24 protein-coding genes are annotated in these 25,770 nt (G+C 63.8%); 9 read left to right on the forward strand and 15 right to left on the reverse strand.

What is annotated here, in order from left to right:
• Positions 1-190 precede the first annotated feature (190 nt).
• Together Q3C01_RS08855 and Q3C01_RS08860 are read right to left on the reverse strand one after the other, a co-directional pair.
• Positions 191-1,693, reverse strand: coding sequence for a glycerol-3-phosphate dehydrogenase (locus tag Q3C01_RS08855; protein WP_458144936.1), 1,503 nt, complete (start codon positions 1,691-1,693; stop codon positions 191-193).
• A 147-nt stretch (positions 1,694-1,840) separates the two neighbouring features.
• On the reverse strand, positions 1,841-4,525 hold the full coding sequence (locus Q3C01_RS08860; protein ID WP_458144937.1) for a sensor domain-containing protein: 2,685 nt from the start codon (positions 4,523-4,525) through the stop codon (positions 1,841-1,843).
• A 223-nt stretch (positions 4,526-4,748) separates the two neighbouring features.
• Here Q3C01_RS08860 and Q3C01_RS08865 point away from each other — a divergent pair, with 223 nt between their 5' ends.
• Positions 4,749-5,852 carry an NAD(P)/FAD-dependent oxidoreductase gene (locus Q3C01_RS08865; RefSeq protein ID WP_458144938.1) on the forward strand — a complete coding sequence of 368 codons (1,104 nt, stop codon included), beginning with the start codon at positions 4,749-4,751 and terminating at the stop codon, positions 5,850-5,852.
• A gap of 265 nt (positions 5,853-6,117) precedes the next feature.
• Here Q3C01_RS08865 and Q3C01_RS08870 read toward each other — a convergent pair whose 3' ends face one another.
• Positions 6,118-6,303, reverse strand: coding sequence for a YdcH family protein (locus tag Q3C01_RS08870; protein WP_449376847.1), 186 nt, complete (start codon positions 6,301-6,303; stop codon positions 6,118-6,120).
• Positions 6,304-6,633: 330 nt separating this feature from the next.
• Here Q3C01_RS08870 and Q3C01_RS08875 point away from each other — a divergent pair, with 330 nt between their 5' ends.
• From Q3C01_RS08875 to Q3C01_RS08885, 3 genes are all read left to right on the forward strand, one after another.
• Complete coding sequence (locus tag Q3C01_RS08875; protein WP_027553252.1) at positions 6,634-6,840, forward strand: YdcH family protein; 207 nt, start codon at positions 6,634-6,636, stop codon at positions 6,838-6,840.
• Between the two features lie 103 nt (positions 6,841-6,943).
• Positions 6,944-7,159 carry a hypothetical protein gene (locus Q3C01_RS08880; RefSeq protein WP_254099836.1) on the forward strand — a complete coding sequence of 72 codons (216 nt, stop codon included), beginning with the start codon at positions 6,944-6,946 and terminating at the stop codon, positions 7,157-7,159.
• A 24-nt stretch (positions 7,160-7,183) separates the two neighbouring features.
• Positions 7,184-7,435: a hypothetical protein gene (locus Q3C01_RS08885; RefSeq protein ID WP_458144939.1), complete on the forward strand. Its 252-nt coding sequence runs from the start codon at positions 7,184-7,186 to the stop codon at positions 7,433-7,435.
• Positions 7,436-7,524: 89 nt separating this feature from the next.
• Here the strand turns inward: Q3C01_RS08885 and Q3C01_RS08890 are convergent, their stop codons facing one another.
• Positions 7,525-8,286 carry a GGDEF domain-containing protein gene (locus Q3C01_RS08890; RefSeq protein WP_458144940.1) on the reverse strand — a complete coding sequence of 254 codons (762 nt, stop codon included), beginning with the start codon at positions 8,284-8,286 and terminating at the stop codon, positions 7,525-7,527.
• Between the two features lie 142 nt (positions 8,287-8,428).
• On the opposite strand from Q3C01_RS08890, the gene purE reads away from it, so the two are divergent.
• Both purE and Q3C01_RS08900 read left to right on the forward strand, forming a co-directional pair.
• On the forward strand, positions 8,429-8,917 hold the full coding sequence (gene purE, locus Q3C01_RS08895; protein ID WP_458144941.1) for a 5-(carboxyamino)imidazole ribonucleotide mutase: 489 nt from the start codon (positions 8,429-8,431) through the stop codon (positions 8,915-8,917).
• The gene (locus Q3C01_RS08900; protein ID WP_458144942.1) at positions 8,914-10,020 is read left to right on the forward strand and encodes a 5-(carboxyamino)imidazole ribonucleotide synthase; all 1,107 of its coding nucleotides are present in this window, start codon (positions 8,914-8,916) and stop codon (positions 10,018-10,020) included. The genes purE and Q3C01_RS08900 overlap by 4 nt, the downstream gene beginning before the upstream one ends.
• Positions 10,021-10,167: 147 nt before the next feature.
• Here the strand turns inward: Q3C01_RS08900 and aqpZ are convergent, their stop codons facing one another.
• Entirely contained in the window at positions 10,168-10,890 is a 723-nt protein-coding gene (gene aqpZ / locus Q3C01_RS08905; protein ID WP_458144943.1) for an aquaporin Z, read from the reverse strand.
• Positions 10,891-11,152: 262 nt separating this feature from the next.
• Between aqpZ and rpsU the strand changes: the two genes are divergently transcribed.
• Positions 11,153-11,455, forward strand: a complete 303-nt coding sequence (gene rpsU, locus Q3C01_RS08910; RefSeq protein ID WP_027525171.1) for a 30S ribosomal protein S21 — start codon at positions 11,153-11,155, stop codon at positions 11,453-11,455.
• Positions 11,456-11,582: 127 nt separating this feature from the next.
• The gene (locus tag Q3C01_RS08915; RefSeq protein WP_458144944.1) at positions 11,583-12,236 is read left to right on the forward strand and encodes a tetratricopeptide repeat protein; all 654 of its coding nucleotides are present in this window, start codon (positions 11,583-11,585) and stop codon (positions 12,234-12,236) included.
• Between the two features lie 28 nt (positions 12,237-12,264).
• On the opposite strand, the gene Q3C01_RS08920 is transcribed toward Q3C01_RS08915, so the two are convergent.
• The 10 genes from Q3C01_RS08920 to Q3C01_RS08965 form a co-directional block, all read right to left on the reverse strand.
• Complete coding sequence (locus Q3C01_RS08920; protein WP_458144945.1) at positions 12,265-13,206, reverse strand: hypothetical protein; 942 nt, start codon at positions 13,204-13,206, stop codon at positions 12,265-12,267.
• Positions 13,207-13,298: 92 nt separating this feature from the next.
• Entirely contained in the window at positions 13,299-13,583 is a 285-nt protein-coding gene (locus Q3C01_RS08925; protein WP_458144968.1) for a cupin domain-containing protein, read from the reverse strand.
• Between the two features lie 14 nt (positions 13,584-13,597).
• Positions 13,598-14,695: a calcium:cation antiporter gene (locus Q3C01_RS08930; protein ID WP_458144946.1), complete on the reverse strand. Its 1,098-nt coding sequence runs from the start codon at positions 14,693-14,695 to the stop codon at positions 13,598-13,600.
• A gap of 60 nt (positions 14,696-14,755) precedes the next feature.
• Complete coding sequence (locus Q3C01_RS08935; RefSeq protein ID WP_458144947.1) at positions 14,756-15,556, reverse strand: alpha/beta hydrolase; 801 nt, start codon at positions 15,554-15,556, stop codon at positions 14,756-14,758.
• A 57-nt stretch (positions 15,557-15,613) separates the two neighbouring features.
• Complete coding sequence (locus tag Q3C01_RS08940) at positions 15,614-17,011, reverse strand: NAD(P)(+) transhydrogenase (Re/Si-specific) subunit beta (RefSeq protein ID WP_458144948.1); 1,398 nt, start codon at positions 17,009-17,011, stop codon at positions 15,614-15,616.
• 39 nt (positions 17,012-17,050) lie between these two features.
• Positions 17,051-17,368: a proton-translocating transhydrogenase family protein gene (locus Q3C01_RS08945; protein WP_283039714.1), complete on the reverse strand. Its 318-nt coding sequence runs from the start codon at positions 17,366-17,368 to the stop codon at positions 17,051-17,053.
• Positions 17,369-17,378: 10 nt separating this feature from the next.
• Positions 17,379-18,506 (reverse strand): Re/Si-specific NAD(P)(+) transhydrogenase subunit alpha, encoded by a 1,128-nt coding sequence (locus tag Q3C01_RS08950; protein ID WP_458144949.1) that lies wholly within the window; start codon positions 18,504-18,506, stop codon positions 17,379-17,381.
• Positions 18,507-18,642: 136 nt separating this feature from the next.
• Positions 18,643-18,795, reverse strand: coding sequence for an aa3-type cytochrome c oxidase subunit IV (locus Q3C01_RS08955; protein WP_449376860.1), 153 nt, complete (start codon positions 18,793-18,795; stop codon positions 18,643-18,645).
• A gap of 144 nt (positions 18,796-18,939) precedes the next feature.
• The gene (locus Q3C01_RS08960; protein WP_458144950.1) at positions 18,940-21,891 is read right to left on the reverse strand and encodes a cell division protein; all 2,952 of its coding nucleotides are present in this window, start codon (positions 21,889-21,891) and stop codon (positions 18,940-18,942) included.
• Positions 21,892-22,238: 347 nt separating this feature from the next.
• Positions 22,239-24,119: a M3 family oligoendopeptidase gene (locus tag Q3C01_RS08965; RefSeq protein ID WP_458144951.1), complete on the reverse strand. Its 1,881-nt coding sequence runs from the start codon at positions 24,117-24,119 to the stop codon at positions 22,239-22,241.
• 124 nt (positions 24,120-24,243) lie between these two features.
• Here Q3C01_RS08965 and Q3C01_RS08970 point away from each other — a divergent pair, with 124 nt between their 5' ends.
• Positions 24,244-25,746: a sigma-54-dependent transcriptional regulator gene (locus Q3C01_RS08970; RefSeq protein WP_458144952.1), complete on the forward strand. Its 1,503-nt coding sequence runs from the start codon at positions 24,244-24,246 to the stop codon at positions 25,744-25,746.
• The last annotated feature ends 24 nt before the right edge of the window (positions 25,747-25,770 follow it).

Genomic DNA, 25,770 nt, shown 5'->3' on the forward strand with positions numbered 1-25,770 from the left:
GCTAAAACCTCATCGAATATGAGAAGCGATATGGAATTATTAGTTCTCATATTGAACCCCATATGAAAATGGAAGCCCCCATAACCAGAAAACATGATCACACCCCAAGAAACCCACAGGTTCCTGGGCGTAACCGCCTATTACGCGGCTCGATGAATGTCGGCGCAACAAAATTTCGCCTAAGCGATCTTTATGTGGTCTTGAAGTTTTCAGTCTGCAAACCGAACGGCTCGATCGCATTCGCCATGAACGCGGCCAGCGCGTCGCGATCCGCGGGCGGCATGGTCAGGCCGAGCTTGGAGCGGCGCCACAGGATGTCGTCGGCGAAGCGAGCCCATTCGGTGTGCATGAGGTAGCGCACCTCGGCTCCCGTGAGTTCGGGACCAAAGGCCGGCCCCAGCTCGGCCCAACTCGCCGCCTCGCCCAGCACGGCCGGCAGCCGCGAGCCGTAGGAACCGACCAGGCGCTGCGCCTGCGCCTCGGAGAGAAAGCGCCAACGGTCGCGCGCGGCATCGACTGCCGCTTCGAAGCCCTGCCAGGGAAAGTCCCCGCCCGGAAGCGCCGCGCCGAGCGTCCAGGGCCGCGACATCGGATAGAACGGCGTCAGCCTGGTCACCGCGCGCTCCGCGCGCCACCGTGCGGTCGTGACGTCGCCACCGAACATCGTGATCAGCGGCGCCTTGCGCCGCCGCGCATCGAATGCGGGCGCACCATCCCGCCGGCGCGCCGCTTCGGGCGCCAGGTTGACGCCCGACATCGTCCGCACCACATCGACCGGCGCGACAGGCTCGCGGAAATAGCGGTTGGCGGCCTCGCAGAGATAACTCACGTCGGCGGCCGGCATGGCGACGATCGCGGGATCGCCCGTGAAGGCATGCGTCACGGTACCGATCAGGGTGAAGTCGCGCTCGAAGGGGCTTGCGAAGATCAGCCGGCCATCGCTGTTCTGGAAGACGTAGACATTGTCGGGTTCGAACAGCCGCGGCACGACGATCTGGCTGATCTGCACGGCTGCGCCCGCGCGTGGTGGCGGCTGTCGGAGCACGGTCTCGGCGACGCTCACGCTCCATCCACCGCTGGTGTTCGCGAGCGCGCGGGTCGTGATGACCCTGCGATGGCCGCGATCGACGACGGCGAGCCGCCAGATCTCGGTGCGATCGGCCCGCACACAGCGCGCGCCGGTACGGATCACGGCACCACGCTCCGCCGCATCCAGCGCGGAGAGGACTGTGAGCCTGGAATCATCGACGACGCAGTCCGAATATTCAAAGGCGGTGCCGAACGGCCGTTTCAGGGCGTTGCCAACCGGATGATGCGTGATATCGATGGTCGCCGACGGCGGCAAGCCGCCGCGCCCAGCAAGACGGTCGTAGAGCAGGAGACCGGCGCGCAGCAGCCAAGGCGGACGTTCGTCGGAATGCGCAGGGATCACGAAACGCATCGGACGAACCAGATGCGGGGCGATCGCGAGCCACACCTTCCGCTCGGCCAGCGCCCGGCGCACGCGGCGGAAGCGGCGACGCTCCAGCACCGAGAGATCGCCATGGATCAAATGCGGCGTCGCCGAGGAGGCCGCGCCACCGAGATCGCCCTGCTCGAGCAGAACGACGCGAAGGCCGCGCCCGGCGGCGTCGCGCGCGATGCTGACGCCGTTCAGGCCACCGCCGATGATCGCGAGGTCGTAATCCGCCATGAAGCCGTCGTGAAGGAACGAAGCAGGGACTTCGTCATCACTAGCGCATGATCCGGAAAAGTGTGTAGCGGTTTTCCGCGCGACAAACGCGGAACGCGTTTGCGCGGAGATCATGCACAAACATATGGCTGGAGCGCGACCAGCGCTCTAGCCGGTCTTGAGCGCAAGCTCCATCGCCTCGGCGCGGCCGATGAGGCGGGCATATTGTCCGATCGGCAACGGCTTGCCGAGCAGATAGCCCTGCACGCCGTCGCAGCCCTCCTTGGCGAGGAAAGCGAGCTGCTCGATCGTCTCGACGCCCTCGGCGATGATCGACATTTCCAGGCCGTGACCGAGATCGATCACGGCGCGCACGATCGCCGCCGATTGCGGGTTGCGGCCGAGATTGATCACGAAGGCGCGGTCGATCTTGATCTTGTCGAACGGGAATGCCTGGAGATAGCTCAGCGAAGAATAGCCGCTGCCGAAATCGTCCATCGAGATCCGCACGCCCAGTGCCTTCAGGCGGCGCAGCAGCGCGAGGCCGCGATCAAAATCCTCGATCAGCACGCCCTCGGTGATTTCGAGCTCGAGCCGGCCAGGCGAAAGCCCGGTCTCCAGCAGGATCGAGTGGACGAGGCCGACCACGTCGCCATGGGCAAACTGCGCCGGCGACAAGTTGACCGCGACCTGGAGCGGCTTGGCCCAGGAAGCCGCCTCGCGGCAGGCCTGGCGCAGGATCCACTCGCCCATCTCGACGATCAGGCCGCTCTCCTCCGCGATCGGAATGAACTCGGCCGGCGAGACCTGGCCGCGGACCGGATGCTGCCAGCGCGCCAGCGCCTCGAAGCCGATGATCTCGCTCTCGGCGACGGTTTGGCCGGCGACGCCCTGCGGCTGGAACGCGAGCGAGAGCTCGCCGTTCTTGATCGCTTTCGACAGATCCTGGTGCAGCACGCGGCGGTCGCGGATCTGCTGGTCCATCTCGGGCTGATAGAGGCTGATCGTGCCGCGCGACTTCTGCTTGGCGCGGAACAGCGCTGCCCCGGCATTGGCGAGCAGCGAAGCACCGTCCGCGCCATTGTGCGGGAAGACCGATATGCCGGTGGTGACCCCGGCGCGCACCGCGCGGCCGTCGATCTGGAATTCCTGGGAAAGGGCTTCACCAAGCTGGCGCGCCAGCGCGAGACCCGTGTCGGGCTGCTTGCCATCGATGATCAGGCCAAACTCGTCGCCGGACAGGCGCGCGACCACGCCGCCACGGGCGGCGTCCTGGAGCCGCTGGGCGACCTCGACCAGGAGCTTGTCACCGAGCGCATGGCCGAAGACGTCGTTGACCTCCTTCAGCCCGTCGAGATCGATGCAAAGCACGGCGAACTCCTCGCCGGTGCCCTCGCAGGCCTCGATCATCTGCGTCAGTGCCTGGAGGAAGGCAGAGCGATTAGGCAGGTCGGTCAGACCGTCGTGATAGGCCATGTGCGCCATGCGCGACTCGGTCTGGCGGCGGTCGGTGACGTCCTCGTGGGTCTTGATCAGATATTCCGGCTCGCCGGCATCGCTGAGCACGGTGGCGCGGCGGGTGAGGAACAGCCGCAGACCATCCTTGGTCGAGATCGGATGCTCCTCGGTAATCATCCCCCGCTTCTTGATCGCGGCCTCGTCGCGCGCGATGATCAGCTTGGCTTCCTTGACATTGAAGATGTCGGAAGCGGTGAGGCCCGTGGCATCCTCGCGTTTACGGTTGAGGATCGCCTCCGCGCTGCGATTGGCGAGCAGATAGCGGCCGTCTTTGACTTGCTCCACGATCAGCGCAACCGGAATGTTGTCGACCACGAGCTCGAGGAATTTCTTGGTGCTCTCCAACTCCTCCGAGAGCGAGCGCCGGTCGGTGATGTCTTCGAACACGAGCAGCAGGAATTCAGGCTGGTTGCGTTCGTTGCGGACCACGATCCGGACCGAAGCAACCATGCGCCGCGCGGATCCGCGCTCGACCTCGAATTCGTTGCGGAACTGCCCGTCGGGAGAGTTAAGCGCGGCCCGATCGGCGTCCTCGATCCTGGTCGCCGAGACTGCAGCAAACAGCTCCCGCGCATTTTTGCCAACAGCGTAGTCCCGCGACAATCCCCAGAAGCGCTCATAGGCAGTGTTCGCGAAGATGTAGCGGCCGTCCTCGATGTTCTTCGCGGCCACACAGACCGGGACGTTGTCGAGCACCGATTCCAGGAATTGCTTGGTGGAGGCAAGCTGCCGCGACAAGTTGCGCTGCTCGCTGACGTCGAGATGCGTCGCTACCGAACCGCCATTCGGGAGCACGAAATATTTCACCAGGATGGCTCGCCCCTCGGGCAGCTCGGTGATCAGGCCATTCGAGCTGGCAGCCTTCTCGTAGAACTCGTCGTCGGTCACGCCGAGCACGCCACGATCGCGACGCAGCCTGAGCATGTCTGACCCGGTCATATCGGTCCAGAGGTCCGAGCGCGCCAGCCCGTAGATTTCGAGATAGCGGTCGTTGCAGAAGATGATCCGTCGCTGAGCGTCGGTCATCACGATACCCTGGTTCAGATTGTTCATGGCGGACGAAACGAACGCATTGCGCCGCAACTGCATGCGCCTGGCTCGCCGTAACGCCGAGTGGATCCACAGCACGATGGCCGCCAGGAGCGAGCACACCGCGATGCCGCCGAGCAGCGCCTCCCAGACCAGATTGGGATCGAGCCTGCCCAGATAGCTCTGCGGGCCGAAATTGTCGGACAGCGCAAAGGCGCGCGCGGGCGCAACCGTGCAGGCAAGGCACAGCAGGGCCTGCACAGACGTCAAAATCGTGCCGCTCGCGTGCCAGTCCTTCTCAGCCATCAGCCACCCGCGATTTCAACTCCGGATTGTCTGGCCTCACGGGTTGGGATCGGGTAAACGCCTGTCAGCACGACAGAAAAATGTGACGCCAGATACGGCAATTGCCCTGACATGATAAATTCTTCCTTAATGGAGAGCCGCCTTGGATGCGGTTCCTTAAGTCTCTCGTTAAGCCCCTTGTTAGACTTCTTGGCCCTGCCGCTTACGGACCTCCTGCCCCACCATGGATAGAGTTGACTGCGTCGTCATCGGAGCGGGCGTGGTCGGGCTCGCGGTCGCCCGAAAGCTCGCCCAGGCCGGGCGCGAGGTGATCGTGCTGGAAGCTGCGGAGGCCATCGGCACCGTCACTTCCTCGCGCAACAGCGAGGTGATTCATGCCGGGATCTACTACCGGGCCGGGAGCTGGATGGCGCGGCTGTGTGTCAGCGGCAAGCATGCGCTCTACCGCTACTGCGCCGAGCGCGACATCCCGCACAAAAATTGCGGCAAGCTGATCGTCGCGACCAGTCCGAAGGAGACCGAGAAGCTGCAATCGATCAAGGCGCATGCCGAGGCCAATGGCGTGCTCGACATGCAGATGCTTGCAGGCGACGCCGCGCGCGCGCTGGAGCCGGCGCTCGCTTGCGATGCCGCGTTGCTCTCGCCCTCGACCGGCATCATCGACAGCCACGCCTACATGCTCTCGCTGCGCGGCGAGGCCGAAGCGGCGGGAGCTGCGTTCGCGTTTCACACGCCGCTGATCCGCGCCAAGGCGTCGGGCGGCGTCATCGAAATCGATGCCGGCGGCGAGGCGCCGATGACGCTGCAATGCAGCCTGCTGGTCAATGCGGCCGGTCTTTCGGCGACGACGGTGGCGCGCAGCATCGACGGCATGCCGCTCGACCGGATTCCGCCGGCCTATCTCGCCAAGGGCAACTATTTCAGCTGCAGCACCAAGGCGCCGTTCTCACGGCTGATCTATCCTGTGCCCGAGCCCGGCGGGCTCGGCGTGCACCTCACCCTGGACATGGCGGGCCAGGCACGCTTCGGTCCCGACGTGGAGTGGATCGAAACGATCGACTATGCCGTCGATCCCGCACGCGCAGAGCGTTTCTATCCGGCGATCCGCAAATACTGGCCGGACCTGCCTGATGGTGCGTTGATGCCGAGCTATTCGGGCATACGGCCGAAAATCGTCCCGCCGGCGGTGGCCACACAGGATTTCCTGATGCAGGGCACGCGCGATCACGGCGTAAACGGCCTGATCAATCTCTTCGGTATCGAGTCGCCCGGCCTGACGTCATCGCTTGCGATCGCCGACCACGTCGCCGAGCTCGCAAACATCTAAAGCGCGATGAGATTGGGAGTGAATCGTCATCGCGCTCTAGGTTGTTGTATGAGCATGATCTCCGCGCAAACGCGTTCCGCGTTTGTCGCGAAGGAAAACCGCTTCACGCTTTGCGCTAACACGGCCCCTTCGGGTCCGGATCATGCTCTAGCCTTCGCACGAAGTTAACCGCACGACGCTTCGCACCTCGACGCAGGGATGAGCGCAACAGCTCTCATCCCTGCGTGAAGGATGCGTGATCAGGCTTACATGTGTACGGGGTTTACTAGTGGAGCGTGTCGTCCGTGCCGTGCCTCAACCGCTCGATCTGGTCCTTGACCATCAACTTCCGGCGCTTCAACTCAACAATTTGCAGGTCGTCTGTTGAAAGGTGCACAAGAGCTTCGTGCAATTCATTTTCGAGAAGTTTGTGTTTCCGCTCCAATTCAACAAGATGTGCCTGAATTGTCATTCGAAACCTCCTCGGTAGGGTTGAACCTCAGAATTCGATCCGGACGAAGAAGTGTACATCACCGATTCGTTCTGTCGATAAGTATCCGTAGTCTCCCTGTCATTTTTGAAACTTCATATGTAATGAACAGTGAGTAAGGAACCGCGGCAGGAATCATCCATGATTTCAATGCACCTGTGCGCTGGCGCCGCGATCCACTGAAATATCTTTGCGAGAGAACGTTGATAGGGGACCCAGATAGCTTGCGATCACGTCGCGCAAGGACGATACTTTCCACAGGCCTTCCACAGGCTTTCGCAACTTCATCGGGTTTTCCGGCTACCGCACATCATGACCAATGAAGACGAGCGCGAACTCGAAGCCGAGCTCGCCCGGTTGCAGCAGGAACACCGAGATCTCGATGCGGCGATCGATGCATTGCATCAATCGCCCGCCCCCGACCTGTTGCGGTTACAGCGCCTGAAGAAACGCAAGCTGTTGTTGCGCGACCGTATCGCCTTCATCGAAGACCAGATCACGCCCGACATCATCGCCTGATCCCCGCCGGTATGCCGGATGCGTTTTCCGCATACGGATTCCACTTGACTCAAAAAGAACAAAAGAAGAACATTCGGATCTCAACCGCTTCCGGGGAAATGCCATGTCCGCAGCCGCCTTCGACAACAGCCACTATGAGCAAGCCTGCGATCAAGCGATCGCGATGTGTGACGGCAATCTGCGCAGCACCATCAAGGCGCTGATCATGGCCAACGAATATCTGGAAGCGGAGCTCGAGGAATTGCAGGCGGCAATTTCGGCCGGCTGCATTCCCGAGACGTCGCGCAACAAGATGCGGAGCACCTCCAGCGCCGCGTGAGCCAAGGAGCACGAGGAGCCGACCATGTCCGATGTCACCTACTATGTCGCGCTGCCTTTCCTCATCGATGGAGATGGATCGCCGGTCGCGGGCGCCGCGGAGGAATGTCAGACCTCGGCCGCCGCGCTGCGGCGCGCCGAAATCCTGGCGCACGGCGCCGGCCATATCGGCGCGATCGCGTTCAGCCGCAGCGGCGATCCCATGACCGGCGAGTTCGGCGACGCCAAGCTGCTGCGCAAGTTCGGCAACGTGCCGGAAGATCTCAGCGCGCTTTAATCCAAAGCAGGATGAGTTTTGACTGAATCAATGCAAGCCGAGGGGGACACCTCTCCCCGCTGGGGAGAGGTGAGCCAGATCATCGCATCCTAGCTGCTGATCAGCCTGATCCGCGGCTCGTGCCGCCGCTGCGCCTTGCGCACGTACATGGCTGCGTCGGCCTCCTCCAGCGCGCGGCTTGCCTCGGCATGAGATCCCAGCAGCGCGACACCGGCGGAGGCGCCTGCATTCACGCGCTGGCCGCGAAAGACAAAGGACAAGTCGTCGATCGCCTGCTCGAAGCCTGCGGCCTTGGCCTTGGCGTCCGTCTCGCTGAGGTTCCAGAGCAGCAGTGCGAACTCGTCGCCGCCAAGGCGGCCGACCACGTCAGAGGCGCGCACCTGCCGCGTCAGCGCGGCGGCGATCGCCTTCAGCACCTCGTCACCGGCGGCATGACCGAAGGAGTCGTTGATGGGCTTCAGGCGATCGACGTCGAGCACGATCAACGCGCCGCGGGCGGCGTAGCGCGCCATGTAGGCGATCGCACGGTGCAGCTCGCGCTCGAAGCCGCGACGGTTCGGGATGCCGAGCAGGAAGTCGGTGTCGGCGGCAGCCTCGAGCTCGTCGATGCGCCTTTGGGCTCGGGCGAGCTTGGTGCGCAGGCTGCGGATGATCGCCTTGGCGTCGTTCTTGGCGTCGTTCTTGGCATCGTTTCTGGCATCGTTCCTGGCATTTTCCTTGGCCCGGCCGGTGGTCGCAGCGGTCAGGCCCGCCGACCGGGCCGTGCGCCTGGCCGCGGGTTTGGATCGGCTCCCGCTGCTTTTCCGGCGCTTTTTGGCCTTCGCAGCGATCGCCCTTTTTGGTTTCTTCATGGGCGTCCTGCTCAATGAAGGCTTGCGGGGATTCACCAAGACAGGATAGTGCATTCCCTTCTCCTTGCCACCGCCTTGCGAGCCGCCGGCCGGAACCGCTAATCTGGCCTATGTTTCTGTATTCCCGAGCACAATTGACGTCATGACCGCGCCGATCGCCATCATCATGGGAAGCCAGTCGGATTGGGACACCATGCGGCATGCTGCCGATACGCTCACAGCGCTCGGTGTCGCCTGCGAAAGCCGCATCGTCTCGGCCCACCGCACCCCGGAACGGCTGTTTACCTTTGCCAAGGGCGCCAAGGCCGAAGGCTTCAAGGTCATCATTGCGGGCGCCGGCGGCGCCGCGCATTTGCCCGGCATGACGGCGTCGCTGACCGAACTGCCGGTGTTCGGCGTTCCCGTCGAATCCAAGGCGCTGAAAGGCGTCGATTCGCTGCACTCGATCGTCCAGATGCCCGCCGGCATCCCGGTCGGCACGCTCGCCATCGGCAAGGCGGGCGCGATCAACGCAGCGCTGCTGGCGGCTGCCGTGCTGGCGCTGTTCGATCCGGCGCTGTCGGAACGCCTCGTGGCCTGGCGCAAGGCACAGACTGACGCCGTGGCCGAGCGCCCGGAGGACAAGGCGTGACTGGCACCAAACGGGTGAAGCTGAAGCCCGGCGACACCATCGGAATCCTCGGTGGCGGACAATTGGGGCGGATGCTTGCGATGGCCGCGGCGCGGCTCGGCCTGCGCTCCCAGGTGTTCTCGCCCGATCCGGACTCACCGGCCTTCGACGTCGTGCTGAACGCGACGTGCGCGGAATATGCCGACGTCGAGGCGCTCGAGCTGTTCGCGAATGACGTCAACGTCATCACCTACGAATTCGAGAACGTGCCGGCCGCGGCCGCGCTGGTGCTGGACGCGCGCCGCCCCGTGCTGCCCAACCGCAAGATCCTCGAGACCACCCAGGACCGGCTCGCCGAGAAGGATTTTATCACCCGGCTCGGGATCGGCACCGCCGCCTATGCCGATGTTACCTCGGTCGCATCGCTCCGCGAGGCGATCGTCAGGATCGGGCTTCCGGCCGTGCTGAAGACGCGCCGCTTCGGCTATGACGGCAAGGGCCAGGCGATCATCCGCGAGGGCGACGACATCGCGAAAGTGTGGACCGGCCTCGGCACCAAGTCGGCGATCCTCGAAGCCTTCGTGCCATTCGAGCGCGAGATCTCCGTGATCGCCGCGCGCTCGGCCGAAGGCCAGGTCGAATGTTTCGACGTCACCGAGAACGAACACCGCGATCACATCCTGAAGATCTCGCGCGCCCCGGCCGCGATTCCGGACGCGCTTGCCGAAGAGGCGCGCAACGTCGCCGGCAAGATCGCCGACGCGCTCGATTATGTCGGCGTGCTGGCGGTCGAGATGTTCGTGCTCGCCAACGGCACGGGACCGAAGGTGCTGGTGAACGAGATCGCGCCGCGCGTGCATAATTCCGGGCACTGGACGCTCGACGGCGCGTCCGTCTCGCAGTTCGAGCAGCACATCCGCGCCATCGCGGGCTGGCCGCTCGGCAAGCCCGTGCGGCACGGCGAGGTCGTCACCATGACCAATCTGATCGGCGACGAGATCAACCGCTACACGGAGTGGCTCACGGTCCCCGGAGCCACCGTGCACATCTACGGCAAGGGCACGCCCAAGCCGGGCCGCAAGATGGGCCACGTCACCGAGGTCGCGCCCGCCCGCGGTAAGTAAGGGGACCGCGGCGCTTCGCGATCCCCCTCTAAAGCGCGATCATCGTCGCGCCTTAGATTCTTGTTTGAGCATGATCTCCGCGCAAACGCGTTCCGCGCTTGTCGCGAGGAAAACCGCCGCACACTTTTCCGGATCATGCTGCGACGATCACGCGGTCTTCACACCGGCGACGACGCCGCCCGGCTCTTCGCTCAGCCAGCGATAGATCACGCCGCCGAGCGCGCCGCCGACCAGCGGTGCGACCCAGAACAGCCAGAGCTGTGCCAGCGCCCAGCCACCGACGAACAGCGCAGGGCCGGTGCTGCGCGCCGGGTTCACCGACGTGTTGGTGACGGGAATGCTGACGAGATGGATCATCACCAGCGTAAGCCCGATCGCGAGCGGCGCGAAGCCCGCAGGCGCCCTTCCGTGCGTCGCGCCCATGATGACGAACAGGAACATCATGGTCATCACCACCTCGGTGATGAAGCACACCACCATGCCGTACTGGCCGGGCGAGTGCGCACCGTACCCGTTCGACGCGAAGCCCTTGGCGACGTCGAATCCCGGGGCGCCGCTGGCGATCACATAGAGCAGCGTGGCCGCCACGATCGCGCCGATGACCTGCGCGACGATATAGGGCAGGATCTGTCCGGTCGGGAACCGACCGCCCGCCGCAAGACCGACCGTGACGGCCGGGTTGAGATGGCAGCCCGAGATGTGGCCGATGGCGTAGGCCATGGTGACGACGCTGAGGCCGAACGCCAGGGACACGCCGACCAGGCCGATACCGACCTGCGGAAAGCCGGCAGCGATCACCGCGCTCCCGCACCCCGCAAATGTCAGCCAAAAGGTGCCGATGGCCTCGGCGGCGTATTTCTTCATATCCATGAGGGACTCCCCTGATTTCCAAGACTTCCGGATCAAAATCCGGGAACGGCCCCGCGATTGGCACCAAACCACCCAAATCGCGGCCGCACGGGGGCATTTTTGCCCCATTTAATGGCTTATCTTGGCCCGAAAGCCCTCTTGGACAATGGACATCTCAGGTTTTGTCTGATACATCCGCGCGCTCAAGGTTAAGGGCTTGCGCTTTTTGCCATCCCCTTTGACTTACCAGAATTCAAATCCGATCCACTGAAGAGGATGCCGCGTGCAGGTTCTCGTTCGCGATAACAATGTCGATCAAGCCCTCAAGGCGCTGAAGAAGAAGATGCAGCGCGAGGGTATTTTCCGCGAGATGAAGCTCCGCGGTCATTACGAAAAGCCCTCCGAGAAGAAGGCCCGCGAAAAGGCCGAAGCCGTGCGCCGCGCGCGCAAGCTGGCCCGCAAGAAGCTGCAGCGTGAAGGCCTGCTGCCGATGAAGCCGAAGCCGGTGTTCGGCGCTGGCCCCGGTGGCGAGCGTGGCGCTGGCGGCCGTGGCGGCCCGGGCGCAGGTCCGCGCGGACCGCGCTGATTTTGCCGCTTCTGCAAAACTGAGTTTTCGATGACGCGGGCCCCGAGCCCGCGTTATTGTTTTGTGAGCGGTGCCTTTTCTGGGACGGGGCACTACCGATGCGGCACCAGCGCGAGCGAATCCGTAGATGGCCTCCCCTTTCCCCAAGCACAGCCCGGCACTGTCGTGCCGGCTCTGGCGGCGTTCCGTCACGCTCACACTGATCGCGATCGCACTGTCTGGCTGCTCGTTCGACCTGGGATCGCTGATGCCCGAGAAAGAGAAGCCGCAGGACGCGCCAAAGGCTGCTGCCGCGCCCGCCGAGAGCGCGGTCAGCGCCGGCAATGTCACTGAGGCCCAGAACCACACGGCAAAGGGCCAGGCGCTTGCGAAATCAGGAGAGACGGCAGCAGCGCTCGAGGAGTTCAACCGCGCCGTCGCGCTCGATCCCTACAATGCGCAGGCGCTCTATGGCCGCGCCCTGATCTATCAGGCGAGCAACGAACACGAGTTCGCAATCGCGGATTTCAGCGCCGCGAGCGGGCTCAATCCGCAGAAGCCGGAGCCGCTGCTCGGCCGCGCCATCAGCTATCTCGCGGTCGGCAAGGTCAGGGAAGCCGCAGCCGACCTCGACGAGGCCTCCGAGGCTGATCCGCACAATGCGCAAGTCTGGACCACGCGGGGGCTCGCCTATGAGCGCCTCGGCGACAAGGCCAAGGCGGCGGCGTCCTACACCAAGGCGGTCGCGCTCCGTCCACGCGACGATGCCGCCCGCAGCGGGCTGGCCCGAGTCGGCGGCTGAGACGGGATCGAAGGCGCAGCGCCCCAGGTCAGTCTGGGGTCACGCTTTTCGGCAGGACCGCGTGGAACATCGACTTGACGCCTGACAGCATCTCGTCGGCGACGTTGGTCTTTGGCCGCGGCACGGGAGCGGCCGCATCGGCCCGCAGATCGAGCGGAGGCGCAACGACAACCGGGACCGGGATGTCGGCCGGTGGCGTCAGCCGGTTCGCATCATCCGAGCCAACGGACGCGGTGTAGGGTGGGTTCGACGTCGTGGGGGAGCCGTAGGCCTCCGGGCCCGGCGTCGACACCGTGATCGGCGGTGGCAACGGCTGCAAGGCGGACGGAGTTGCCGTCACGACCCGCGGGGCCTCATGAACACGCGGCGCTTCCACGGCATGGGCCGTCTCCTGAGGGGCAGCCTCGGGCGACTTGCGCAGCCGCTCGATCGCCGCGCGGGCAAGATCGTTGGCGTCAGGAGTCGCGGCATTCGATGCCGGAGCCTGAGTGGTCTCGGAGGCTGGCGCTGTGATGGCCGGCGCAGGCGTCGCCTTGGCCATGGCCTTGCTGTCGCGGGAAGCCGTCGGCCGGCCGCGCGGCGTGGCGGGAGCGGCGGCGGTCTCGGCGGGTGCAGTTTCGGCGGGCTTGTTCTCGGCCGGCTGGTCAGCAGCCTTGGTGTCAGCCGGCTTCTCGGCCGGCGTCTTGTCCGTCGCGGTCTTCTCGGAGACGCCCTTCTCGGCAATACCCTTCTCGGAAATACCCTTCTCGGAAATACCCTTGGCCTTCACTCCGGGCGCGGGGAGATTCGCGACCTCGGCAGGCTTGGCATCCTTCTTCGTCTGGGTGGTCTGAGCAGGCGCGACCGCGGCAGCGGGAGTGTCGGACGCCGGCCGGGCGTTGATGTAGTGATTAACGATGTACGCCCCGATGATCGTCGCGAGCACCGAGGGGAAGATGTCCATGGAGATTTTAGTCAGGTATTTCAGCATTCCGGCCACTCCCCACACGGTCTGATGCGGGAACTTTGAGGCAATAGTAAGGGGTCAACTGCGACGGATCGGTGGCCATTGGCAAGCCACTTTTACGGTTTCAGCTCGACTTCAAGGAACACGATCTCCGTTGCAGTTTCGTTAAGCACGTCGTGCGCGACACCTGCCTTGCGGAAGTAGGACTTGCCCGCCGAAAGCTGCGCTTTGGAACGCTCGCCATTGGGCGCCACGATGGTCATCTCGCCGGCCGTGACGGGAACGATCACATAGTCCATCCCGTGAATGTGATGGCCGGTGGCGCCGCCCGGCGGCAGCCGCCACTCGGTGACCCGGACCTCGTCGTTGTCGACCTGCACATCGGATTTTGCGGCCAGCATATCCATTCCTCTCGCTACGGCACAAAGACCATGAACACGTAGACCGCGAATACCACCATATGGACCAGCCCGAACAGGACGTTGGTCCTGCCGGTGCCGAATGTCAGCATGCTCAGCAAAAATGTCAGGAACATCAGCGCCGTATTCGGGGGGTTCAGGCCCAGCACAAGCGGCTGGTCGAGCGCATAGGTGGCGAGGCCGACGGCGGGAATCGTCAGGCCTATGGTGGCCAGCGAGGAGCCGAGGGCCAGGTTGATGCTCTTCTGGAGATCGTTCTTGCGCGCGGCGGCGATCGCCGAGACGCCCTCCGGCATCAGGATCAGCAGCGCGACCAGGAGCCCGGCAAAGGCCGGTGGGGCGCCAATCATGGCGGCGACGGCGTCGACCACCAGTGAGAACTTCTTGGCGAGCAGAACGACGGCAAGGAGCGAGATCAGGAGCAGGACCATGCTGAGAACCAGCATTGTGCCTGACAGATGGCTTTCGCCGCCCTTCCCGTCATCAGCCTGATTGATGAAATAGTCGCGGTGCAGCACGGTCTGCGTGTAGAGAAACACGCCATAGAGCACGATCGTCACGAGATCGACGAAGCCGAGCTGGAGCGACGAATAGATCGGGCCCGGCGTCGTCAGCGTATAGTTGGGCATGATCAGCGTGATGGTCGCCAGCGCGATCAGCGTGCTGAGATACACGTTGGAGCCCGAAACCTGGAAACCCTGCTCGCGATAGCGCAGGCCACCGATGAACACGCAGAGGCCGACGAGCCCGTTGCAGACGATCATCACCACGGCAAACACGGTGTCGCGCGCGAGCTCCGGTGCCGGCTTGTCGCCGAGCATGATGGTGGTGATCAGCGCGACCTCGATGATGGTCACCGCGAGCGTGAGCAGCAACGTGCCAAACGGCTCGCCGATCCGCTCCGCAATGACCTCGGAATGATGAACGGCAGCGAACACCGTTCCGAACAGGATCACCAGCAGGACGATCGCAAATCCAAGCCCCCCGACCGACAGGGTGAAGCCGTACCCCGTCGCGGTGACGATCAGGAACAGCAGCACCGCTAGGGCGGGAAATAGCCAAGACGACCGCGGCATCGGTCCGTGTGCGCTCATGCAGGCGATTCCTTCAAATAGGCGACCGATTATGCGCGAGAAGATCGCGCCCGTCAGCCCTCAGGAGCCATTGATGAAACGTCGGGCAATCTCCTGGGCACCAAAGCTGTCGAGATTGTCGTGCCCTCCGCCGGGAATGCGAACGAGCTGCCTTGATTGATTGGCGAGAGCGAACAGGCGCTCGCCGAACGCGATCGGGATCACCGTATCCTCCGTGCCGTGCATGATCAGGAGTGGAACGGTGACGCGAGCGATCCGCTCGTCCGAACGAAATTGATCGCGCATCAGGAAACGGACCGGAACGAAGCGAAAGAGCGAGGCCGCAACATCGACGGTCGAAGTGTAAGGCGCTTCCAGGATCAATTTGCCTATCGGATGCTCGGATGCGACCGCGACGGCCACACCGGTCCCGAGCGAAAAGCCCCAGACGACGATCCGTTCAGCCGCGTAGCGCGCGGTCGTGAAGGCGTAGGCGGCCGCAGCATCGCGCAGCAGGCCCTGTTCGCTCGGCGCACCGCTCGAGCCGGCATAGCCGCGATAGGACAACGCGACGAGGCCGGTGCCGTCAGCCGTCATCGCCTTGAAGCGGCCGACGAGGCCGGCCAGATAATCACCATTGCCGGGAAAATGGAGGATCACGGGGCGGCCGGGCTTTGCCGGCACGTGCCAGATGATGATCTTCTCGCCGTCCGACGTGGTGACCAGATGCTCTTCCGCCTCGGGGAGGCCTGCGGCTTCCGGTAGCGTTCGACCGACCGGGGGGATCGGGAACAGCATGTCGCGCTGTTTGACATAGAGCACGACGAGACCGGCGAGATAGCCGGTCACCAGCACGACGGCGACCCACTTCACGACGATCATGACGACGCCGCCAATCCAGAGCCCTAGGGCTTGCGAGGGCTCTCGAGCATGTCGCGATTACATCGCCTTGACGATGTTCTCGGTGACCTTCTTGGCGTCGCCGAGCAGCATCATCGTGTTGTCGCGATAGAACAAGGGATTGTCGATGCCGGCATAACCCGAAGCCAGCGAGCGCTTGATGAACATCACGGTGCCGGCCTTCCAGACCTGGAGCACCGGCATGCCGTAGATCGGCGAGGTCTTGTCCTCTTCGGCCGCCGGGTTGGTGACGTCGTTGGCGCCGATCACGAAGGCGATGTCGGCCTGCGCGAATTCGGAGTTGATGTCCTCGAGCTCGAACACCTCGTCATAGGGCACGTTGGCTTCGGCCAGGAGCACGTTCATGTGGCCGGGCATGCGGCCTGCGACCGGGTGGATGGCGTATTTCACCTCGACGCCTTCCTTCTTCAGCATGTCGGCCATTTCGCGCAGCGCGTGCTGCGCCTGCGCCACCGCCATGCCATAGCCGGGCACGATGATGACCTTGGAGGCGTTCTTCATGATGAAGGCGGCATCGTCCGCCGAGCCGAGCTTTGCCGGCTTCTGCTCGCCAGTGCCCCCGCCGGCCGCCGCGGTCTCGCCGCCGAAGCCGCCGAGGATGACCGAGATGAAGGACCGGTTCATCGCGTGGCACATGATGTAGGACAGGATCGCACCGGATGAGCCGACCAGCGCGCCGGTGATGATCAGCGCGGAATTGCCGAGCGTGAAGCCGATGCCTGCCGCGGCCCATCCCGAATAGGAGTTCAGCATCGAGATCACGACCGGCATGTCGGCGCCACCGATCGGGATGATCATGAGCACGCCGAGCGCAAGCGCCAGGATGACGTTGAGCCAGAAGAACACCGGGCTGCCGGTGACGACGAGCCCGACGATGCAGGCGACCAGTGCGACCGCGAGCGCGATGTTGATGAGGTGCCGCGCCGGCAGGATGATCGGCGCGCCGCTCATGCGGGCCGACAGCTTCAGGAACGCGATCACCGAGCCGGTGAAGGTCAGCGCGCCGATGGCGACGCCGAGCGACATTTCAACGAGGCTCTGGGTGTGGATGTTGCCGGGGGTGCCGATGTCGAAGGCTTCCGGCGCATAGAACGCGCCGGCTGCGACCAGCACCGCGGCCATGCCGACCAGCGAGTGGAAGGCGGCTACCAGTTCCGGCATCGAGGTCATCGGGACACGGCGCGCAACTACGGCGCCGATCGTACCACCGATGGCGATGCCGACGATGACGAGCAGCCAGGCAAGGCCGTCCGCCGGCGGGTGGTTGGCAAGCGTGGTGGCGACCGCGATCGCCATGCCGATCATGCCGAACAAATTGCCCTGGCGCGAAGAGGCCGGGCTCGACAGCCCGCGCAGCGACAGGATGAACAGCACCCCCGCCACGAGATACAACAATGCAGAGAGATTGGCGCTCATCTCAGGTCCCCATCTATCCCATCAGCCCGAGGTGGCCGCTTACTTGGCCTTCTTCTTGTACATCGCCAGCATGCGCTGGGTGACAAGGAAGCCGCCGAAGATGTTAATGCAGGCAAAGATCAGCGCGATGAAGCCGAAGGCGCGCGCCCAGCCCGAACCGCTCGACACATTCGCAACGCCACCCGCGAGCAGCGCACCGACCACGATCACCGAGGAGATCGCGTTGGTGACGCTCATCAGCGGCGTATGCAGCGCCGGGGTCACCGACCACACCACGAAATAGCCGACGAACACCGCCAGCACGAAAATCGACAGCCGGAAAATGAAGGGATCGACGACCTGTGCGACATGCTCCATGGCTTCTCTCCTAGGCTTTCGGCTGGAAGTTCGGGTGGATGACTGCGCCGTCCTTGGTCAGCGCGGTCGCCTTCACGAGCTCGTCGTCCCAGTTCACGGCAAGCTTCTTCTCTTTCTTGTCGATCATGGTCTCGATGAAGGAGAACAGGTTGCGCGCGTAGAGGCCGGAGGCCGAGGCGGCGACGCGGCCGGCGACGTTGGTGTAGCCGACGATCTTGATGCCATCGAGATCGACGACCTCACCGGGCTTGGCACCCTCGACGTTGCCGCCACGCTCGACGGCGAGATCGACCAGCACCGAGCCCGGCTTCATCGACTTGACCATCTCGGCATTGACGAGCTTCGGCGCGGGCCGGCCCGGGATCAGCGCCGTCGTGATCACGATGTCCTGCTTCTTGATGTGCTCGGCGGTCAGCGCGGCCTGCTTGGCCTGGTACTCCTTGGACATTTCCTTGGCGTAACCGCCGGCGGTCTGCGCGTTCTTGAACTCCTCGTCCTCGACGGCGAGGAACTTGGCACCGAGCGATTCCACCTGTTCCTTGGTGGCGGGGCGCACGTCGGTCGCGGTGACGATGGCGCCGAGACGGCGCGCGGTCGCGATCGCCTGGAGGCCGGCGACGCCGACACCCATCACGAACACTTTGGCGGCGGGCACGGTGCCGGCCGCCGTCATCATCATCGGGAAGGCGCGGCCGAAGGCTTCGGCACCCTCGATCACGGCACGGTAGCCGGCAAGGTTCGCCTGCGACGACAGCACGTCCATCACCTGGGCGCGCGTGATGCGCGGCATCAGTTCCATGGCGAAGGCGGCGATACCGGCATCGGCCATCGTCTTCAGCGCGGAGTCATTGCCATAGGGGTCCATGATGGCAATGACCAGCGCGCCGCGCTTGTACTGGCCGAGCTCGGACGCCTCGGGGCGCTTCACCTTGATGATGATGTCGGCATCCCTGAGCGCATCGGCGCTGACGGTCGCGCCGGCGGCGGTGTAGTCGGAGTCGAGCAGGCCCGACTTCACGCCGGCACCGGGCTCGACGGCAATCTCGGCGCCCAGAGCCTTGAACTTCTTCACCGTGTCCGGCGAAGCGGCGACCCGCGGCTCGGATGGATCGATTTCCTTGGCAACGGCAATCTTCATGAGGCCTCCGGCGGCGCGGGACAGCGCGCACGCGAATTTAGCGTTACTCCCGCAACGTTGGATACCGGTTTTAGAACCGGTTTGGATGCAAATTTTCTGAGCAACCGCCGCCTTTGGCGGTGCAGCCGACGATGGATCAGGTCAGGAAGATCGCCATGAGGATGACGATGAGCGCGACAGTGGCCGTGCCGTACTTGACCAGCTTGATGAAGCCCTCGTAGGTCTGCTCGTGGGCAACGTAGTCGTTGCCGTCGGCGGTGCTGTACGCCACTTCGCTATGGTCAGCCATGGATGTCCCCAGTCGAAAGTCGAATTCCCGGCTGGCAATACCGCAATCCGCCGGGCAGGGCAACGGCACAGCTGCGCAGTTTTCCCGCAAATCGGCTCATTTGGAATCCGGATTGTCGGGGCGTGCGGTGCAGACGGCAACCAGCTAGCCCTGATCAAGCGCGCAAACCGTGACTGCCGCGGTCTGAGGTTGCTGCACCGGCAGACCAAGCGCTCCGCGCACGGCGTCGATCGCCGGCTGGCCTGCGTCGGTAAATCGAACCATGCGTGGATCGACGGCGGACCCGACCACCACAGGATTGTCACCGCACAGGAAGCCGTGAGTCGTGTGGAAGCCGAGGGCACGATAGACCTCGAACTGTTCCTCGGAGAAGAACTGGTCGCCCGTGGTCTCGTGCGGGAAAGTGGCGTGCCGCCGCGCATAGTCGCGAATGTAGTCGTTCTCGTCGCCGGTCAGGGACGACTTGATATAGACGAGGTAACCGTAGTCACCACCGCCATAGTCGATCGTGCCGATCGCGACGTGAGCGTGATCCTGCGGCCGATCGTCGTGCTGACACGGGGCCGACTCGTTGCTGGCATTGCGCGCCATCAATGCGCGCGTGCACTCGCGGATCGGCGTCCACGGCAGATCGATCCGGACGCCGAGATCGATGCGGGCATAACGCTGCAGCGTCATCAGCGAGGCGAAATTCATCGGCGTGTCCGCCTCCGCGTCCACGGCAACGATCACTCTGCAGCGCCTGCGCAACAGCTCGTAGACGCCGAGATTCTCGATGTGTCCGCCGTCGGTGAGGTAGACCCCCTCGCTGTTCTCGTAGAGCCGGCCGGATATTTCCGCCCAGAAATAGAGCGGCGAGAAGCGAGGGAACGAGAGCGCATTCACGTAACGCGGATTCCTGAGCCAATAGCCAAGCCGCACGTTGAGAAGGGCGAGCGTCGGCGTCAAAACCCTGATCGAGCTCGATCCCATGTTGGAGGAAGCTGCGGCTCCCGAGATCGCCATCGCGGTGGCGAGGTCGAGGCTCTGCTCGACTTTCTCGAGGGCCGAAGTCGCGGCGTATCCGGTCGCCTCGCTACCGACATTGCGCGGCGAAAACAGGAAAAAGTCCGCGTTGCGGCCGCGCCGGTTGGCAAAATCCGATCCCTGGATGTTTAACGCCGTGTTGATGAGGTGGTAGGGCGCGCTCAACTTCGGCCCGGCATTCGGGTCACCGGCGTTCGCGATGGCGTAGAGATCGCTCAGCTTCATGCGATCGAGCGGCTTGAAATCGCGGCCCTGGTCGAGGCTGGCTTCGGTGCGCGCGATATCACCGTCGGCAGGCAGGGTCGGATCGAACAGGAAGGCCTTGCTCAACCGGTCGCGGTAGAGCCTGTGAAGGGAATTCGCGTTCGGCGTCAGGAGCCACGACACGAGGAACAGAAAGACACCCGCCAGTGCATAGAGGATGACCACCGGCAGGCTGAAGGAATAGCCGAGTTCCGACGCCAGTCCCTGGAACATGCCTGGGAATCGCTTCTGCGCCTCGGCTCCGATCCACTGCGCTGCCGATTCGAGCCATGTCGGCGCGTGCCAGGTCGGTGTCAGCCGCTCCGTATCCGGAGCGTCGGGAAGTGCTGGTTTCGGCGTGATTTGCGCGGACAGGGTGCCCGCACTGGCGTCGAACTGAATCTTGCCCGCCAGGCTTCCCTGCGTTGAGGCGCTCGATTTTGCATTCGCCAGGCATTCTCTTTGCGTCGGAGACGGTGGGCACTGCTCGAACAGATCATTGGCGATGCCCCAATATGACAGATAGAGGTAGGCGATCCAGATGATCAGCGGCAATGCGAGACCCGCGACCCAGAGTGCGACCTTGGCAACGATGGCCAGCACCGCCGATCCCCATTGCGATGAGATGCCGTTGCCCTTGAGAAGCTCGGCGAACTGCTGCCGGAAGGCCGTGACGAACACGCCGATCGGCGCCGCGATCGCAGCGAGCGACTTGATCCAGGCCACCCCGACGCCGCCGACCGGCCCACCGATCACGCTGCTGTCGGCGACTTCGAACATCTGCCGCAGCACGAAGGGCTGAAATTCGAGGAAAGCGAGGGTCGCCAGCATCACCAGGAAGGTTGCACCCGCTGTCGGAACATGGGAGCGAAATTCCTGTCGCTTCTTGGGGCTGGCAAAGGACCGGAAAATCGCCCACAGAAAGAACAGAACGACCCCGATGATGGCCATCGCCAGCGTCAACGCAAAGTTTTTCACCTGGAGCACGCGCGCGAAGTCGCAGCCGACGCCGACCACGAAGACAATGCCGGCAAGATAGGCGCACACAATGCTGGGACCGCTGCCCCTTTCCGATCGCGAGCCGAGGTAGGTCAATCCGCTGACGGCAAGCAGGATCACGGCGAGGATCGCTCCGACGGCGCTGAATCCATACTGATTGACGAAGCTGAAATCGTGCAGCTCGCATTTCTTGAGGTCGCCGATGGCGACGCCGAACAGGTTTGCGACCGTCAGGCAGCTTCGCACGGGCGTCGACCAGATCGTGACCGCCGCGAGCATCAATATGATCGGCAGGGTGAGCCCGATATTTGCGATCAACCCGCGCACCACGATCGCTATCCCGGTCAGCAGATCGCGCACGCCGGCAGGGATCAGATAGTTGGAGTAGTTCCGGATGTGTCCGACCGACGGCGTGTCGCTGATCTCGCAGGCGGTCGCGGTGTCGCCTGCCGGCCTTTCGCCGAAGACGAAACGTCCTGCAACCGTCATGCTCGCGCTGAGCGAGGTACCGATATATCCGCCGCCCGACACCGTCGAAAGGTAGTCGATCCGCCCGAACAGATCGTGATGGTTCAGCCCCTGGAGAACGCCGAGACAGAAGGCCGAGGAGCGGATCCCGCCACCCGACAGCGCGAGCCCCGTGACGTCGAGCATCTGGCAGGGATGCAGATCGTCAATCCGGAGCTGGCGCGTCCCATCGCGACGCGTGTTGATTGCCTCGATCTCATCGCGAACGATCAGGTGGTGCTTTTCACACCAGGGCTTGTCGGCGGCGAAGGCGGCCTTCCGCGCTTCTGCGGCAGCTGTCGACGAGACTTGATTGAGCATGCGTGTCTCCCCCAACGGCAGAGCCACAAACAATCAATGGTTGCATAATAGGCTGGAGAATCTAATAGAGATTAGTCGCGCCGGGTTTCGCGAACGTTCAATCCCACGTAGCAGAAGCTCCGGACCCGTCGCGAAGGTGGCCCATCCAGCGGCTGGGAAAACGGGGGCCGAAGGCTGCAGGACGCGCCGAACTGCACGGCAATGACGTCGTTCGGGGCCGGTTCCATCAACAAGGGAGGCGCCTGCCGCACTGCGTCCACGAGCTCATAGCCGAGCTCGCGAAAAAATGTCGCAGCCGTGAGAGGCAGGGGCCAATCCCGTCGAGAGGCCGACGCGGCCAGGCCGCTTCAGCCCATCGCCTCCAGCTCGTCAATCATACCGGCGACGACGCTAAGGCCGCCGTCCCAGAATTTTGGGTCCTTGGCATTGAGACCGAACGGGCGCAGCAGCTCGGAATAATGCTTTGTGCCGCCGGCAGCGAGCATGTCGAGATAGCGCTCGGCAAAGCCCCCGGCGGCATTCTCGTAGACCGCATAGAGCGAATTCACGAGGCAATCGCCGAAGGCATAGGCGTAGACATAGAACGGCGAATGGATGAAGTGCGGGATGTACATCCAGTAGTTCTCATAGCCCGCCTTGATCTCGATCGCGGGCCCCAAGCTCTCGGCCTGCACCGAAAGCCAGATCTCGCCGAGCCGCGTCGCGGTGAGCTCGCCGTTCTTGCGCTCGCTGTGGACGGCGCGCTCGAAGGAATAGAACGCGATCTGCCGCACCACGGTGTTGATCATGTCCTCGACCTTGCCGGCGAGCAGCGCCTGGCGCTGTTTTGCATTTTTGGTCTGGGCAAGGAGCCGCTTGAAGGTGAGCATCTCGCCGAACACACTCGCGGTCTCGGCCAGCGTCAGCGGTGTCGGCGCCATCAACGCGCCGTTCCTGGCCGCCAGCACCTGGTGCACGCCGTGGCCGAGCTCGTGCGCTAGCGTCATCACGTCGCGCGGCTTGCCCTGATAATTCATCAGCACGTAAGGATGCGCCGACGGCGTGGTCGGATGCGAGAAGGCGCCCGGCGCCTTGCCGGGACGAACCGGGGCATCGATCCAGCGGTCACTGAAGAAGCGCTCGGCGATGTCGGCCATCTCAGGCGAGAAGCCGCGATAGGCCGTCAGCACCATGTTCCTCGCATCGGGCCAAGCGATGGTGTCGGTCGCGGCAAAGGGCAGCGGGGCATTGCGATCCCAATAAGCGAGCCGCTTCTTCTTGAACCAGCGTGCCTTCAGCGCGTAATAACGATGCGACAGTCTTGGATAGGCCGCGCGCACCGAGGCGACCAGCGCATCCACCACCTCGCGCTCGACGCGGTTGTTCAGATGGCGGGAATCCGCGACGTCCTTGAAGCCGCGCCAGCGGTCGGAGATGTCCTTGTCCTTGGCGAGCGTGTTGGTGATGAGCGCGAAGGTGCGCTCATTGGCCTTGAAGGTTTTTGCCAAAGCTTCCGCCGCAGTCTTGCGCTTGGCGCCGTCGCGGTCCTGCAAGAGATTCAGCGTCGGCTCGATCGCGAGCTCCTTAGCCCCGACCTTGAAGCGCAGGCCGGAGATGGTCTGGTCGAACAGCCTGTTCCAGGCCGAATAGCCGGTCTGCGCCTTTTCCAGGAAGAGCTGCTCGAGCTTGTCGTCGAGCTGATACGGCTTCTCCTTGCGGAGATCCTCGATCCAGGGGCGATAATGCGCGAGCTCGGAAGCCTGCATTGCGCGATTCAAAATTTCGTCATCGATCCGGTTGAGCTCGAGCGCGAAGAACAGAAGATGGGTCGAGGCGGCCGTCAGCCGCTCTGACACATCGCCGTAAAACTTTGAAATCTTGGGATCAACGCTGTCGCCGGCATGGACTAGCCCGGCATAGGACCCGAGCCGGCCGGCGAGATCGTCGATCGCCTCATAACGCCGCACGGCCTCCGCGAGCCATTTTCCGCCATCTTCATTTGCTGTCGCTGTCGCGAGCTTGCCCTTGTAGTCGGTCTCGAACGCGACGCAATCGGCATCCATCTTCTCGAGATCGCGCGCCACTTCCGGCGCGGTGATCCCGGAATAGAGATCGGCGAGGTTCCACTCCGGAAGCTTGCCGGCTTTGCTGGCGGCTTTGCCCGAGGACTTTGCTTTGGCGACGGCTTTTTTGGTGTTCGGCTTGCGGAGAACGGACGTGCTGAGAGCGGACTTGGAGCGCGAAGTCATTGTGTTGGAAACCTGTGTTCAACGATCGCAATGGATGGGGTCAGCAAGGTTTAAGAGTGCGTTAATCGGCTTCGGCCAGATTGACCCGATTCGAGACAGATAGTTGTAGCGTGCGGGGATCACCATGGCTGCCAGTATTTTGATTGCCGATGACGACGCCGTCGCGCGCCGCCTGGTCGAGAACATGGTGCAGAAATGCGGCTATGAAACGATCATCGTCGATTCCGGCGATGCCGCGCTCGCCGCCCTCACCGCGCCCGACGCACCGGCGGTCGACGCCGTCATCCTCGATCTCGTCATGCCCGGCCTCGACGGCATGGGCGTCCTGGCAAAAATCCGCGAGGCGGGCCTCAGCGTACCCGTCATCGTCCAGACCGCGCATGGCGGCATCGACAACGTGATCTCGGCGATGCGCGCAGGTGCGGCCGACTTCGTGGTCAAGCCGGTCGGCATGGAGCGGCTCCAGGTCTCCTTGCGCAACGCGCTCAACGCGTCCGCGCTCAAGGGCGAATTGCAGCGCATCCGGCACAGCCGCGAGGGCCGGCTGACGTTTTCCGACATCATCACGCGCAGCGACGCGATGGCGCATGTGATGCGCGCCGCGCAGAAGGCGGCAAACTCTTCGATCCCCGTCCTGATCGAAGGCGATTCCGGCGTCGGCAAGGAGATGTTCGCCCGCGCCATCCATGGCAGCGGCGAGCGCAAGGCAAAGCCGTTCGTCGCGGTCAATTGCGGCGCGATCCCCGACAATCTCGTCGAGTCGATCCTGTTCGGTCATGAGAAAGGCGCCTTCACCGGCGCGACCGAACGGCACGCCGGCAAATTCGTCGAGGCCCATGGCGGCACGCTGTTTCTGGACGAGGTCAGCGAGCTGCCGCTGACCGCGCAGGTCAAGCTGTTGCGCGCGCTCCAGGAGGGCGCAGTCGAGGCCGTCGGCGGACGCAAGCCGGAGAAGGTCGACGTCCGCATCATCTCCGCGACCAACCGCAAGCTCCTGGATCGGGTGAAGCAGGGCCACTTTCGCGAGGACCTGTTCTACCGCCTTCACGTGCTGCCGCTGACGATTCCAAGTCTGCGCGCGCGGCGCGAGGACATCCCGCATCTCTTGCGGCATTTCCTGGCGCGGTTCGCCGCCGAGGAGAATCGCCCGATCACTGGCATCAGCGGCGAGGCTATGGCGCATCTCTCGACGCTCGACTGGCCCGGCAACATCCGCCAGCTCGAGAACGCGGTCTATCGCGCGGTGGTCATGAGCGAGGGTGATCAGCTCGGCCTGGACGATTTCCCGCTGCTTGGCGGGCCCCCGCATCAGATGAGCGACGCTGCGACCGCGCCGCTGATCCTGGAGCCACTCGCGTCAATGGCCCCCGCGATGATCTCTGGTAACGAAATACCGATCGCTCCATTGGCCACCGCCGGGTCGCTCGCGATGCTGACCAGCACCGGAGAAGTACGGCCTCTGGAGGAAATGGAGAACGAAATCATTCGCTTCGCGATCTCGCATTATCGCGGGCAGATGTCGGAGGTCGCACGCCGCCTCAAAATTGGCCGTTCCACGCTTTACCGCAAACTCGACGAAGCCGGCGTCCAAGGACATGGCGGCAAAAGCGGTGAGGAGACGCACTGAGCAGGGCTCGCGGAACGACGTTCC

This window comes from Bradyrhizobium sp. UFLA05-109 (assembly GCF_054185165.1).

Coding starts and splice junctions, on each gene's coding strand:
- Q3C01_RS08970 (WP_458144952.1), top strand. CDS start 24,244: ATGGCTGCCAGTATTTTGATTGCCGATGACGACGCCGTCGCGCGCCGC.
- Q3C01_RS08955 (WP_449376860.1), bottom strand. CDS start 18,795: ATGGCTGACCATAGCGAAGTGGCGTACAGCACCGCCGACGGCAACGAC.
- Q3C01_RS08865 (WP_458144938.1), top strand. CDS start 4,749: ATGGATAGAGTTGACTGCGTCGTCATCGGAGCGGGCGTGGTCGGGCTC.
- Q3C01_RS08930 (WP_458144946.1), bottom strand. CDS start 14,695: ATGAGCGCACACGGACCGATGCCGCGGTCGTCTTGGCTATTTCCCGCC.
- aqpZ (WP_458144943.1), bottom strand. CDS start 10,890: ATGGATATGAAGAAATACGCCGCCGAGGCCATCGGCACCTTTTGGCTG.
- Q3C01_RS08940 (WP_458144948.1), bottom strand. CDS start 17,011: ATGAGCGCCAATCTCTCTGCATTGTTGTATCTCGTGGCGGGGGTGCTG.
- Q3C01_RS08960 (WP_458144950.1), bottom strand. CDS start 21,891: ATGCTCAATCAAGTCTCGTCGACAGCTGCCGCAGAAGCGCGGAAGGCC.
- Q3C01_RS08945 (WP_283039714.1), bottom strand. CDS start 17,368: ATGGAGCATGTCGCACAGGTCGTCGATCCCTTCATTTTCCGGCTGTCG.
- Q3C01_RS08860 (WP_458144937.1), bottom strand. CDS start 4,525: ATGGCTGAGAAGGACTGGCACGCGAGCGGCACGATTTTGACGTCTGTG.
- Q3C01_RS08855 (WP_458144936.1), bottom strand. CDS start 1,693: ATGGCGGATTACGACCTCGCGATCATCGGCGGTGGCCTGAACGGCGTC.
- Q3C01_RS08965 (WP_458144951.1), bottom strand. CDS start 24,119: ATGACTTCGCGCTCCAAGTCCGCTCTCAGCACGTCCGTTCTCCGCAAG.
- Q3C01_RS08890 (WP_458144940.1), bottom strand. CDS start 8,286: ATGAAGAAACCAAAAAGGGCGATCGCTGCGAAGGCCAAAAAGCGCCGG.
- Q3C01_RS08925 (WP_458144968.1), bottom strand. CDS start 13,583: ATGCTGGCCGCAAAATCCGATGTGCAGGTCGACAACGACGAGGTCCGG.
- purE (WP_458144941.1), top strand. CDS start 8,429: ATGACCGCGCCGATCGCCATCATCATGGGAAGCCAGTCGGATTGGGAC.
- Q3C01_RS08935 (WP_458144947.1), bottom strand. CDS start 15,556: ATGATCGTCGTGAAGTGGGTCGCCGTCGTGCTGGTGACCGGCTATCTC.
- Q3C01_RS08885 (WP_458144939.1), top strand. CDS start 7,184: ATGTCCGATGTCACCTACTATGTCGCGCTGCCTTTCCTCATCGATGGA.
- Q3C01_RS08915 (WP_458144944.1), top strand. CDS start 11,583: ATGGCCTCCCCTTTCCCCAAGCACAGCCCGGCACTGTCGTGCCGGCTC.
- Q3C01_RS08950 (WP_458144949.1), bottom strand. CDS start 18,506: ATGAAGATTGCCGTTGCCAAGGAAATCGATCCATCCGAGCCGCGGGTC.
- Q3C01_RS08920 (WP_458144945.1), bottom strand. CDS start 13,206: ATGCTGAAATACCTGACTAAAATCTCCATGGACATCTTCCCCTCGGTG.
- Q3C01_RS08870 (WP_449376847.1), bottom strand. CDS start 6,303: ATGACAATTCAGGCACATCTTGTTGAATTGGAGCGGAAACACAAACTT.
- Q3C01_RS08875 (WP_027553252.1), top strand. CDS start 6,634: ATGACCAATGAAGACGAGCGCGAACTCGAAGCCGAGCTCGCCCGGTTG.
- Q3C01_RS08880 (WP_254099836.1), top strand. CDS start 6,944: ATGTCCGCAGCCGCCTTCGACAACAGCCACTATGAGCAAGCCTGCGAT.